This window comes from Janthinobacterium sp. BJB301 (genome assembly GCF_002735685.1).
In the GTDB taxonomy this organism is placed as follows: Bacteria; Pseudomonadota; Gammaproteobacteria; order Burkholderiales; family Burkholderiaceae_D; genus Janthinobacterium; species Janthinobacterium lividum.
The window spans coordinates 106,471-118,934 of record NZ_PDZJ01000005.1; the positions used below are offsets into that span (position 1 = coordinate 106,471).

Here is a 12,464-nt window from a genome sequence, read left to right on the forward strand (position 1 = left end):
CACATCGTCACCACACTCCATGAACGCTCCCGCACATATCCAAGCTTTACTGGCAGAAACGCCGAATGGTCCCGCAGCAAGCCGCCTGCGCGAAATCCCGTATAACTACACGTCGTTTTCCGATCGCGAGATCGTCATACGCCTGTTGGGGGAGGACTCCTGGCGCCTGCTCGACGAGCTGCGCGGCGCCCGTCAGACAGGCCGTTCGGCCCGCATGCTGTACGAGGTGCTGGGCGATATCTGGGTCGTGCGCCGCAATCCGTATCTGCAAGATGACTTGCTCGACAACCCGAAGCGCCGCCAGGGCTTGATCGATGCCTTGCATCACCGCCTGGCCGAAGTCGACAAGCGCCGCCTGTCCATCGATGCGGCCGGCGGCGACGTGGCCGCCAGTGGCGAATCGCCCGAAGTTGCCAAGGCGCGTAGCGCCAATGTGGAGTTGCTGCTGAAAGCGGCCAGCAAGGCCGTGGCCGACTTTGGCGACGAATTCCGCAAGACCTACGACTTGCGCAAGCGCACGGTCAAGGTGCTGGGCCGCTACACGGAAAAACACAATGTGCGCTTCGACGGCATGACGCGCGTGTCGCACGTGACGGACGCCACCGACTGGCGTGTGGAATACCCGTTCGTCGTCCTGACGCCCGACACGGAAGAGGAAATGGCCGGCCTGGTGAAAGGCTGTATCGAGCTGGGACTGACCATCATCCCGCGCGGCGGCGGCACCGGCTACACGGGCGGCGCGATTCCATTGACGCCGATGTCGGCCGTCATCAACACGGAAAAACTCATTACCCTGGGCGCTGTGGAAATGACGGTCTTGCCGGGCCTCACGCACGAATACGCGACGATCAATTCGGGCGCGGGCGTGATCACGAACAAGGTGTCGGAAGCGGCCGAGAAGGCCGGTTTCGTGTTTGCCGTCGACCCGACGTCCGCGCACGCCTCTTGCATCGGCGGCAACGTCGCCATGAATGCGGGCGGCAAGAAGGCCGTGCTGTGGGGCACGGCGCTGGATAACCTGGCTTCGTGGCGCATGGTCGACCCGAACGGCGACTGGCTCGACGTCACGCGCCTCGACCATAACCTGGGCAAGATCCACGATATCGCGCTGGCACGTTTCCAGCTGGAATGGCGCCACCCGAGCACGCGCGACGCGACGAAGCCGAACGCACCGTTCAAGACGGAAATCCTGGAAATTCCTGGCCGCAAGTTCCGTAAAGAGGGACTGGGCAAGGACGTGACGGACAAATTCCTCGCCGGCTTGCCGGGCATCCAGAAAGAGGGTTGCGATGGCCTGATCACGTCGGCGCGCTGGATTCTGCACAAGATGCCGAAGTTCGCCCGTACCGTCTGCCTGGAATTCTTCGGCCAGGCGCGCGATGCGATCCCGTCGATCGTGGAAATCAAGGATTACCTCGATGGCTTGCCGGCCAAGGGCGAGCAGTACACGACCATCCGCCTGGCGGGTCTGGAGCACCTGGACGAGCGCTACCTGCGCGCCGTCGGCTACGCCACCAAGTCGAAGCGGGGCGTGCTGCCGAAGATGGCCCTGTTTGGCGACATCGTCGGCGACGATGAAAACGCCGTCGCGCAAGCGGCGTCGGAAGTGGTGCGCATCGCCAACACCCGCGTGGGCGAAGGTTTTGTTGCCGTCAGCCCGGAAGCGCGCAAGAAATTCTGGCTCGACCGGGCTCGCACGGCGGCGATCGCCAAGCACACGAATGCGTTCAAGATCAATGAAGACGTGGTGATTCCGCTCAATCGCATGGGCGAATACACGGATGGCATCGAGCGCATCAATATCGAGCTGTCGATCAAGAACAAGCTGCAACTGGCGGATGCCCTGAGCGAATTCTTTGGCAAGGGTAATTTGCCAGTAGGCAAGAGCGACGATGCATCGGACGACCGGGTCGACGATGCGGAAATGCTGGGCGACCGCGCCGAGCAGGCACAGCAGTTGCTGGCGCAAGTGACGAGTCGCTGGACCTATCTGCTGGCCCAGCTGGACCGTCCGCTGGCGGACGTAAAGGGTGAATTGGCCGAACTGGGCATGGAACGCTTGCTGCCCGTGTTTGATGCGCGCCTGGAAACGCAGCCCGACGCCACCCTGTTCGACGTGGTGCAGGACCGCACCGTGCGCATCACCTGGAAGCAGGAAATCCGCGCCCAGTTGCGCCAGATCTTCAACGGCGCCGCGTTCAAGCTGATCCTCGATGAGGCCACCGCCATCCACGCGCGCATCCTGCGTTCGCGCGTCTTTGTCGCGCTGCACATGCACGCAGGCGACGGCAACGTGCACACGAACTTGCCCGTCAACTCGGACAATTACGAAATGCTGCAGGACGCCCATGAAGCCGTGGGCCGCATCATGATTTTGGCCCGCTCGCTCAATGGCGTCATTTCCGGCGAACACGGTATCGGCATCACCAAGCTGGAATTCTTGACGGAAGAAGAGATCGGCGAGTTCCGCAGCTACAAGCAGCGCATCGATCCGGAAGGCCGTTTCAACAAGGGAAAATTGTTGAACCTGCCGGGCATGGGCGCCGACTTGCGCAATGCCTACACGCCATCGTTCGGCCTGATGGGCCACGAATCCTTGATCATGCAGCAAAGCGATATCGGCGCCATCGCCGACAGCGTCAAGGATTGCTTGCGTTGCGGCAAGTGCAAGCCCGTGTGCTCGACCCACGTGCCGCGCGCCAATTTGCTGTACTCGCCGCGCGACAAGATCTTGGCGACCTCGTCCCTGATCGAAGCGTTCCTGTACGAAGAGCAGACGCGCCGCGGTATTTCCATCAAGCATTGGGAAGAGTTCGAAGACGTGGCTGACCATTGCACGGTGTGCCATAAGTGCGTCACGCCTTGCCCCGTCAATATCGACTTCGGCGACGTGTCGATGAACATGCGCAACTTGCTGCGCAAGATGGACAAGAAGAGCTTTAATCCGGGCACCAAGGCAACGATGATGTTCCTCAACGCCACCGATCCCGTGACCATCAACGCCACGCGCAAGGTCATGATCGGCTGGGGTTACAAGGCGCAGCGCCTGGGCCATGACTTGCTGAAGAAGTTTGCCAAGAAGCAAACCAAGGCGCCGCCGCCATCGACGGGCAAGCCGCCCGTCAAGGCGCAGGTGATCCATTTCATCAACAAAAAGATGCCGGGCAACCTGCCGAAGAAATCGGCGCGCGCGCTGCTCGACATCGAAGACGACAAGGTCATCCCGATCATCCGCAATCCGAAGACGACGACGGCCGATACGGAAGCCGTGTTCTACTTCCCTGGTTGCGGTTCGGAACGTTTGTTCTCGCAAGTGGGCCTGGCCACGCAAGCGATGCTGTGGGAAGTGGGCGTGCAGACGGTCTTGCCGCCGGGCTACCTGTGCTGCGGTTATCCGCAGCGGGGCGCGGGCGAGTTCGACAAGGCCGAGAAGATGATGACGGATAACCGCGTCCTGTTCCACCGCATGGCCAACACGCTCAATTACCTGGACATCAAGACGGTGCTCGTCTCGTGCGGCACCTGCTACGACCAGCTGGCCACCTACCAGTTTGAAAAGATTTTCCCTGGCTGCCGCATCATGGATATCCATGAGTATCTGCTGGAGAAAAACGTCAAGCTGGAAGGCGTCAACGGCACCCGTTATATGTACCACGAGCCATGCCACAATCCGATGAAGCTGCAGGAATCGGGCAAGACCATCAATTCCCTGATCAGCACGGTGGATAACGTGAAGATCGAGAAGAATGACCGTTGCTGCGGCGAATCGGGTTCCCTGGCCGTCACGCGCCCCGACATTTCCACGCAAGTGCGTTTCCGCAAGGAAGAAGAGATGGTCAAGGGCGCCGACAAGCTGCGCGGCGACGGTTTCACGGGTGACGTGAAGATCCTCACCAGCTGCCCGTCGTGCCTGCAAGGCTTGTCGCGCTACAATGACGATTCGGGCACGACGGCCGACTACATCGTCGTCGAGATCGCCAAACATTTGCTGGGAGAGAACTGGATGCCGGATTACGTGAAACGCGCCAATGACGGCGGCATTGAACGGGTGTTGGTGTGACCTGCGATCTGTGCACACTGCTCGACGGCTTTGCCAACAAGCAGGGCTGTGAAGCCTTGCTATGGCGCAGCGAGCGCCTGTCCGTGGTGGCGGTTGATGACGCCGCCTATCCCGGCTTTTGCCGCGTGATCTGGAACAAGCACGTCAAGGAAATGACGGACCTGACGCCCGGTGAGCGCAACTATGTGATGGAAGTCGTGTGGCAAGTCGAACTGGCCGTGCGGGAAGTGATGCAGCCGGAAAAGGTCAACGTGGCCAGTTTTGGCAACATGACGCCGCACGTGCATTGGCATGTGATTCCCCGCTACCGCGACGACGCGCATTTTCCGAATCCCAGCTGGGCGGTGATCCAGCGCGAGACGGCGCCCGAGGTGCTGGCCGCGCGCCGCGCCCTGTTGCCGGCCTTGCGCGACGCCATCATTCAACGTTTATCCGCATAAAGTATTGTCATGACTGAAAAAGTAGCAACGCCCCAACCCACCGGCTTGACCGTGCATAACCAGTCGCGCGTGCTCGACGTGGCTTTCGATGATGGCAGCGAATTTGCGCTGCCGTTCGAATACCTGCGCGTGTACTCGCCATCGGCCGAAGTGCAAGGCCATGGCAAGGGCCAGGAAACCTTGCAATTAGGAAAACGCCTGGTCGGCATCACGGGCCTGGAGCCGGTCGGCAACTACGCCGTGCAGCCCACCTTCAGCGATGGCCACAATTCCGGCCTGTACACCTGGGCTTATCTGTACAAGCTGGGCGCGGAGCAGGCGACCCTGTGGCAGGATTATCTGGACCGCCTGACGGCAGCCGGCTATCCGGGCGACAGCGGCCGCGACGCCAAGGCCGACATGACGGTCAAGCAATCTTCCGGACACGTCCATGGACCCAGCTGCGGGCACAAACACTAAATCAAAAAAATAATGCGGTAAGCTTGTCGGATTGCCGCATATCCATTCGTCGTATGAATGCCCGCGCTTGCGGGCATTTTTCTTTTGGAGAAGAGACTATGGAATACATGATCCTGATCTACGCCGACGAGGCGCGCTATGAAGCCATGGAGGAGGGCCAGATGGCCAGCCTGATGGCCGACTTTGCCAGCTATACGCAAGACCTGGAGGCCGCCGGCGTGCTGCGGGGGGGCGCGGAACTGGCGCCCGTGCGCAGCGCCACCAGCGTGCGTGTGCAAAACGGCAAGCCTGTCATCACGGATGGGCCGTTCGCGGAAACCAAGGAGCAGCTGGGCGGCTATTATCTGCTGGATTGCGCCCACCTGGACGAGGCGCTGGCCTGGGCCGGGCGCTGTCCGGCCGCCTCCCTGGGCACCATCGAAGTGCGGCCTGTCACGGCATAAACATGGCCGGCGACGCCATTGCGGCCGTCGAGCACGTCTTTCGCCGGGAAAAGGGCCGGGTGCTGGCCGGCCTGATGCGGCGCTTCGGCGACCTGGGTCTGGCGGAAGATGTGTTGCAGGAAGCGTGCCGCAAGGCGCTGGAACTGTGGCCGCGGACGGGCATCCCCGATAATCCCGCCGCCTGGCTCAGTGCCGTGGCGCGCAATGCGGGCCTCGATCACGTGCGCCGGGCAGGCAAGAGCGTCAGCGAGGCCGAAGCCGTGCTGTCCTGCCTGCCGGCGGCCGTGATTGAAGAAGCGCACGCCATCGGGGACGACCGCCTGCGCCTGCTGTTCATCTGCTGCCATCCCGCGCTGGCACCCGAGGCGCAGGTGGCGCTGGCCCTGCGCACTCTGTGTGGCTTGTCCACGGCCGAGATCGGGCGCGCCTTCGGCGTGGCGGAAGCGGCCCTGTCGCAGCGCTTATTGCGCGCCAGGCGCAAGATCGCCGAAGCGCGCATTCCTTTCGAGTTGCCACCTGAGCAAGAATTGCAGCAACGGCTGGCGCAAGTGCTGCACGTGATTTATCTGGTGTTCAGCGAGGGTTATTGCGCCAGCGGCGGCGACACCCTGCTGCGCGCCGACCTGTGCGCGGAGGCGCTGCGCCTGGGGCGGCTGCTTGACAGCCTGCAGCCCGGCCAGCCGGAAGTGCAGGGGCTATGGGCACTGATGCTGCTGCAGGCGTCGCGCGGTCCGGCCCGCCTGTCGCCCGAGGGACATTTGCTGACCCTGGAAGAGCAGGACCGGCGCCTGTGGGATGATGCCCTGATTGCCGAGGGACTGGCGCTGCTGGAATTGGCTTTGCTTGCGCGCGCGCCAGGGCCCTACCAGCTGCAGGCAGCCATTGCCGCTTTGCACGCCAAAGCTCCCACAGCCAGCCAGACGGACTGGCGTCAGATCAGCGCCCTGTACGGCGCCTTGCTGCGGCACAAACCGGAACCGTTGATCTTGCTCAATGCCGTGATCGCCTGCGCCATGGCGCACGGTGCCGCACACGGCCTGGCCTGGCTGGCGCGGCTGGAAACCGTGCCCAGCCTTGCCAATTCGCACTATCTGCACGCGGCCCGGGCCGATTTGCTGCGCCGCCAGGGCGACCGGCCGGGGGCGCTGGCGGCGTATGCCCGGGCGGCAATGCTGGCTTCGAATGCAGTGGAAAGGCAATACCTTCTCCGGCGTCACGGGGAAATGCGCCTGCCGCTTGTATAATGCTCCCAAGTTCAAACAGACTGCCTACCATGACCAATACGACCCATTTCGGATACAAAACAGTTGCAGAAGACGACAAAGTGCGCGAAGTCGCCAAGGTGTTCCATTCCGTCGCTGCCAAATACGACGTGATGAACGACTTGATGTCGGGCGGGCTGCACCGTCTGTGGAAGACGTTCACCATTGCCAATGCGGGCGTGCGCCCCGGTTTCAAGGTGCTCGACATTGCCGGCGGCACGGGCGACCTGTCGAAGGCATTCGCCAAGCAGGCGGGGCCTACCGGCGAAGTCTGGTTGACCGATATCAATGAATCGATGTTGCGCGTGGGCCGCGACCGCCTCTTGAATCGCGGCTTGCTCACCCCCACCATGTTGTGTGACGCGGAAAAGCTGCCATTCCCCGATAATTATTTTGACCGTGTCAGCGTGGCCTTTGGCCTGCGCAACATGACGCACAAGGATGTGGCGCTGGCGGAAATGCGCCGCGTGCTGAAACCGGGCGGCAAGCTGCTGGTGCTGGAGTTTTCCAAGGTGGCAGCGCCCCTGCAAAAGCCGTACGACCTGTATTCGTTCTCGGTCTTGCCGTGGTTTGGACAGAAAATCGCCGGCGACGCGGAAAGCTATCGCTACCTGGCAGAATCGATCCGCATGCACCCGGACCAGGAAACGCTGAAGACCATGATGGAAACGGCGGGCCTGGAGCGCGTGCAGTACTACAATTTGACGGCAGGCATTGCCGCTTTGCATACCGGCATCAAGATGTAATTCAAGCTGTAACTCACCAAGCCGGTGATTTTAGGAGATGGAATGAAATTGAAGAAATTTATGGTCGGCATGATGCTGGCCGCGACCACGGTATCCATGCTGGGCGAGGCGCTGGCCCGTCCCATGGGCGGTGGCCGTTCGTTTGGCCGCCAGTCGCAAAACGTGGGGCGCCAGGCGCCCGCACCGGCGCCAACGCCGGCACCGGCCGCTGCGCCACGCCAGGCGCAACCTGCGCCGGCCCCCGCGCCAGCGCCTGCCGCCAAGGCGCCGAGCCGCTGGAAAGGCTTGCTGGGCGGCGCCTTGCTGGGCCTGGGCCTGGGCGCGCTGCTGTCGCATTTTGGCCTCGGCGGCGCCCTGGCCAGCATGATCAGCACCCTGCTGATGGTGGCCTTGCTGGCCGGCGTGGCGTTCTTCATCTACCGCATGGTGCGCGGCAAGCGCGACAACAATGCCGGCGGCAATGCGCCGTTCGCCGGTTTTGGCGGCAACCAGCCTGCGCCAGCGGGCAACGTGCCTGACATCGGTTCGCGCATTCCACCGCTGCCGCCGCTGCAGCCTGTCTCGTCCGGCGTAGGCCTGGATAAGCCGGTCCCGGCACCGGCCGCGCCATGGGGCGTGCCAGGCGACTTCGACAAGGATGCCTTCCTGCGCCACGCGAAAAGCAATTTCATTCGCTTGCAAGCGGCCTGGGACAAGGCCGACGTCAACGATATCCGCGAATTCACGTCGCCGGAAGTGTATGCCGAACTGCGCATGCAAATCCAGGAACGGGGCGCGCAGCCGGACTTTACCGATGTCGTCACCATCGATGCCGAACTGCTGGGCATCGAGACGAGCGTCAACGATTACCTGGCCAGCGTGAAGTTTACGGGCCTGATCCGTTCGGCGCCTGGCGCGGCAGCGGAACCGTTCGCGGAAGTATGGAATATGTCGAAACCCGTCAGCGGCAATAGCGGCTGGGTCTTGGCAGGCATCCAGCAATTGAATTAATTGTAAAAACTTGCTGAATAATGGCTTAAGTCCATGCGGAATGCATGATGCTTAACAGATATTTCCTGCTGAACTGGTAAGATCGAAACCGCCCACGTTGTTTTACGGGCGGTTTTTTCTTTTTAGGGGCGCGCCTGGCGCGCTGTATATAGATGGCACCACTTCCCGATCTCTCCCTGATGACGCCCGTCATCGCGACAATTAACCATTTGCTGGCGCAAGAGCCGTGGGCGCGCCAGCAGCTGGCCGTGCACGCTGGCAAGCTGGCCTGTATCGACACGGGCGCCGTGGCCTTGCGCCTGCGCGTCGACAGGGCCGGCATGCTGGAAGCGGCGCCGGCCGATATGCCGGCCAACGTCACCATCCGCGTGAAATTGTCCGATGTGCCGCTGATCCTGCAAAACCGCGAGCGGGCGTTTTCCTACGTCAAGATCGAAGGCGATGCCGAGTTTGCCAATGCGATTTCGCAATTGAGCAAGGGCCTGCGCTGGGAAGCGGAGCACGACCTGGAAAAGGTCGTGGGACCCATGCTGGCCACGCGCCTGGTTGCCGGTGCCAGGGATGCCGCCGCCTTTGTGCGCACGGGCCAGCAAAAACTGGCGGAAAACGTGGCCGAATATTTTCTCGACGAACAGCCCATGCTGATCCGTCCTTCTACCTTGCAAGAGTATTCCGCTGGCGTGACGCGCGTGCGCGATGACGTCGAACGCCTGGCCAAGCGCCTTGCCCGGCTGGAAAAGGCGGCCGCCGCCGTCCAGCCGCAGTCCTCCTCACCGGATTTGTCTACATGATATTGAAATTCCTGCGCCTGTTTAAAATCATCCGTGTTTCCATCAAGTACGGTCTGGATGAGATAGCGATTTCTGGTCTGCAAGTTCCCCGCACCGCCAAATTGATCGACACCCTGATTTTCTGGCGCGACCTGTCGTCGCCACGGGGCTTGCGCCTGCGCCTGGCGCTGGAAGAGCTGGGTCCGATTTTCGTCAAATTCGGCCAGGTGCTGTCGACCCGGCGCGACCTGATGCCGCTCGACATCGCCGAAGAACTGGCGCGCCTGCAAGACCGGGTGCCGCCGTTTGATTCCGACCTGGCCATCGCGCAGATCACCAAGTCCCTCGGCGCGCACCCGGATCAGCTGTTTGCCAGCTTCGAGCGCGAACCGGTGGCGTCTGCCTCGATTGCCCAGGTGCACTTCGCCACCTTGAAAGATGGCCGCGAAGTGGCCGTGAAGGTTTTGCGTCCAGGCATGAAAAAGCTGATCGACGAAGACGTGGCCCTGATGCACATCGCCGCCGACTGGACCAGCCGCCTGTGGGCCGACAGCAAGCGCCTGAAACCCAAGGAAGTGGTGGGCGAGTTCGACAAATACCTGCACGACGAGCTGGACCTGATGCGCGAGGCGGCCAACGCCAGCCAGTTGCGCCGCAACTTCGCCAACTCGGAATTGCTGCTGGTGCCGGAAATGCACTGGGATTACTGTTCCAGCAGCGTCATCGTCATGGAGCGCATGTATGGGATTCCCGTGTCGCAGACCGAGCGCCTGGTGGCGGCCGGCGTGGATTTGCGCAAGCTCTCCAGCGATGGCGTGGAAATTTTCTTCACGCAAGTGTTCCGCGACGGCTTTTTCCATGCGGACATGCACCCGGGGAATATTCTTGTATCGATCGCGCCCGAATCGTTCGGCCGCTATATCGCGCTCGACTTCGGCATCGTGGGAACGTTGAACGACTACGACAAGGATTATCTGTCGCAAAACTTCCTCGCCTTCTTCCGCCGCGATTACAAGCGCGTGGCCGAGGCGCATATCGAATCGGGCTGGGCGCCGAAAGACACGCGCGTCGATGAGCTGGAAGCGGCCGTGCGCGCCTGCTGCGAGCCGATCTTCGACCGTCCGCTGAAGGATATTTCTTTCGGGCAAGTTCTGCTGCGTCTGTTCCAGACCTCGCGCCGCTTCAACGTGGAAGTGCAGCCGCAACTGGTGCTGCTGCAAAAGACCCTGCTCAATATCGAAGGCCTGGGCCGCCAGCTGGACCCGGAACTGGACCTGTGGCAAACGGCCAAGCCGTATCTGGAAAGATGGATGAGCAACCAGGTGGGGCCGCAAGGCTTCATGGAGCGCCTGCGCGCCGAGGCACCCCGTTATGCGCACATCTTCCCGCAATTGCCGCGCTTGCTGCACCAGGCCTTGACGGTGCATGGCGAGCCGCGCGAAAACGATGTGGAACTGATGAAAACCTTGCTGGCGGAGCAACGCCAGACGAATCGATTGCTGAGCTTTATCGTGTACTTCGTGGGCGCCTTCGCCCTCGGCGCGCTGGGCTTGCAAGTGTTCATGCGCTGGCATCAACTGCCGTTTTAACGGTCTGAGGACGTAAGTGATGGCTGACTTCACCACCCGCGATCCGCTGTCGCCCGCCTTCTGGGACGAGCGTTTCGAGAAGCAATTCACGCCGTGGGACCAGGGCGGCGTGCCGTCGCGCCTGCGCAGCTTTGTTGCAGGCAGCCCGGCGCCGCTGCGCTGCCTGATTCCTGGCTGCGGCTCGGCCTATGAACTGGTCTTCATGCTTGATCACGGCTGGGATGCCACGGCCATCGACTTTTCGCCGGCCGCCGTGGCCGCCGCGCGCGCTGTCGTCGGTGCGCGGGCAGGGCAGGTGGTGGAAGCGGATTTCTTTGCCTGGGAACCCGTTGCGCCGCTGGACCTGATCTATGAACGGGCCTTCCTGTGCGCCATGCCGCGCGCCATGTGGCCGCAGGTGGCGGCCCGCTGGGCGCAGCTGCTGGCGCCGGGCGCCATGCTGGCTGGTTACTTTTTCTTTGATGACAATGTCAAGGGACCGCCATTTGGCATATCGCGTGAGACACTGCAGGAATTGCTGGCGCCGCATTTCGACTGCCTGGCCGACGAAGCCGTGGACGATTCCATTGCCGTCTTCGCCGGCAAGGAGCGCTGGATGAGCTGGCGCCGCCGGGCGGAGTGAGGCGGGCGGGGCATTTTCCGCTGGGGACAAAGGAAAAGCTTTATAATTCAGGGTTTTTGATGATTTTCTCGGAGTAGAGATGCCGATTTACGCTTACCGTTGTGACGAGTGTGGTTTTGCCAAGGATGTCTTGCAAAAGATCTCCGATCCAGTACTGACGGTGTGCCTGTCGTGCGGCAAGCCCAGTTTCAAGAAACAATTGACGGCCGCCGGTTTCCAATTGAAGGGCACTGGCTGGTACGCGACCGATTTCCGTGGCGGCACGGCGCCCACCACGGCCATTCCAACGGGCCCCGCCGATGGCGCCAAGCCCGCCCCGGCTGCCGAGAGCGCGCCTGCTGCCGCATCTGCATCTGCATCTGCGCCTGCCCCGGTTGCCACTGCGCCGAAAGCGGACTGAAAAGCGCACCGCGCCGATACGATCCATTACCGAGAAACTGATGCGTAAATACTTTATTACCGGATTGCTGATTTTGGTTCCCCTGGCCATTACCGCCTGGGTCCTGAATCTGGTGATCAGCACGATGGACCAGTCGCTGTTGCTGGTGCCCGGCAGTACGCAGCCCAGCGTATGGTTCGGCCACAAGATTCCCGCGCTGAGCACCATTCCCGGCCTGGGCACGGTATTGACGGTACTGATCGTGTTCTTCACGGGTTTGCTGACGAATAACCTGGTCGGCAATTATGTGGTGAAACTGTGGGAAAAATTGCTGCAACGCATACCCATCGTCAATTCCCTGTATTCGAGCGTCAAGCAAGTGTCGGATACCCTGTTTTCCCCGTCGGGCAATGCCTTCCGCAAGGCCGTGCTGGTGCCGTATCCGCACCAGAACTCCTGGACCATCGCTTTCCTGACCGGCGTGCCGGGCGGCGATGCGGCGAACCACCTGGTGGGCGACTTTGTCAGCGTGTATGTGCCGACGACGCCGAATCCGACATCGGGCTTTTTCCTGATGATGAAGCGCAGCGATGTCGTCGAACTCGACATGAGCGTCGATGCGGCGCTCAAATATATTGTCTCGATGGGCGTGGTGGCGCCTGCGGAAGTTGTTGCTGTACCGGCCCCGGCAGCCAAAGAATAAA

The 12,464-nt window shown here is 61.7% G+C and carries 12 protein-coding genes; all 12 read left to right on the top strand.

The genetic code is table 11. The features are described 5' to 3' along the window. Positions 1-19 precede the first annotated feature (19 nt). The 12 genes from CSQ91_RS24575 to CSQ91_RS24630 all read left to right on the top strand — a co-directional run bounded on the left by CSQ91_RS24575 (position 20) and on the right by CSQ91_RS24630 (position 12,463). The gene (locus CSQ91_RS24575; protein WP_099389882.1) at positions 20-4,060 is read left to right on the top strand and encodes a DUF3683 domain-containing protein; all 4,041 of its coding nucleotides are present in this window, start codon (positions 20-22) and stop codon (positions 4,058-4,060) included. Then, the gene (locus CSQ91_RS24580) at positions 4,057-4,500 is read left to right on the top strand and encodes an HIT family protein (protein ID WP_070278972.1); all 444 of its coding nucleotides are present in this window, start codon (positions 4,057-4,059) and stop codon (positions 4,498-4,500) included. The genes CSQ91_RS24575 and CSQ91_RS24580 overlap by 4 nt, the downstream gene beginning before the upstream one ends. A 9-nt stretch (positions 4,501-4,509) precedes the next feature. Further along, positions 4,510-4,959, top strand: coding sequence for a gamma-butyrobetaine hydroxylase-like domain-containing protein (locus tag CSQ91_RS24585; RefSeq protein ID WP_034778401.1), 450 nt, complete (start codon positions 4,510-4,512; stop codon positions 4,957-4,959). A gap of 98 nt (positions 4,960-5,057) precedes the next feature. Next, positions 5,058-5,402 carry a YciI family protein gene (locus tag CSQ91_RS24590; RefSeq protein ID WP_034778403.1) on the top strand — a complete coding sequence of 115 codons (345 nt, stop codon included), beginning with the start codon at positions 5,058-5,060 and terminating at the stop codon, positions 5,400-5,402. 2 nt (positions 5,403-5,404) lie between these two features. Beyond that, positions 5,405-6,646 carry an RNA polymerase sigma factor gene (locus tag CSQ91_RS24595; protein WP_099389883.1) on the top strand — a complete coding sequence of 414 codons (1,242 nt, stop codon included), beginning with the start codon at positions 5,405-5,407 and terminating at the stop codon, positions 6,644-6,646. Between the two features lie 29 nt (positions 6,647-6,675). After that, a complete protein-coding gene (gene ubiE / locus CSQ91_RS24600; protein ID WP_034778407.1) occupies positions 6,676-7,410 on the top strand; it encodes a bifunctional demethylmenaquinone methyltransferase/2-methoxy-6-polyprenyl-1,4-benzoquinol methylase UbiE in 735 nt (244 codons plus the stop codon). Positions 7,411-7,452: 42 nt separating this feature from the next. Beyond that, entirely contained in the window at positions 7,453-8,400 is a 948-nt protein-coding gene (locus CSQ91_RS24605) for a Tim44 domain-containing protein (protein ID WP_070278976.1), read from the top strand. Positions 8,401-8,552: 152 nt separating this feature from the next. Further along, on the top strand, positions 8,553-9,191 hold the full coding sequence (locus tag CSQ91_RS24610) for a ubiquinone biosynthesis accessory factor UbiJ (RefSeq protein WP_070278977.1): 639 nt from the start codon (positions 8,553-8,555) through the stop codon (positions 9,189-9,191). Continuing rightward, positions 9,188-10,759 carry a ubiquinone biosynthesis regulatory protein kinase UbiB gene (gene ubiB, locus CSQ91_RS24615; RefSeq protein WP_099389884.1) on the top strand — a complete coding sequence of 524 codons (1,572 nt, stop codon included), beginning with the start codon at positions 9,188-9,190 and terminating at the stop codon, positions 10,757-10,759. The genes CSQ91_RS24610 and ubiB overlap by 4 nt, the downstream gene beginning before the upstream one ends. Positions 10,760-10,778: 19 nt before the next feature. Then, positions 10,779-11,381: a methyltransferase gene (locus CSQ91_RS24620; protein ID WP_070257695.1), complete on the top strand. Its 603-nt coding sequence runs from the start codon at positions 10,779-10,781 to the stop codon at positions 11,379-11,381. Positions 11,382-11,460: 79 nt separating this feature from the next. After that, positions 11,461-11,781 (top strand): FmdB family zinc ribbon protein, encoded by a 321-nt coding sequence (locus tag CSQ91_RS24625; RefSeq protein ID WP_099389885.1) that lies wholly within the window; start codon positions 11,461-11,463, stop codon positions 11,779-11,781. A gap of 40 nt (positions 11,782-11,821) precedes the next feature. Beyond that, positions 11,822-12,463, top strand: a complete 642-nt coding sequence (locus CSQ91_RS24630) for a DUF502 domain-containing protein (RefSeq protein WP_034778417.1) — start codon at positions 11,822-11,824, stop codon at positions 12,461-12,463. Position 12,464 lies beyond the last annotated feature (1 nt).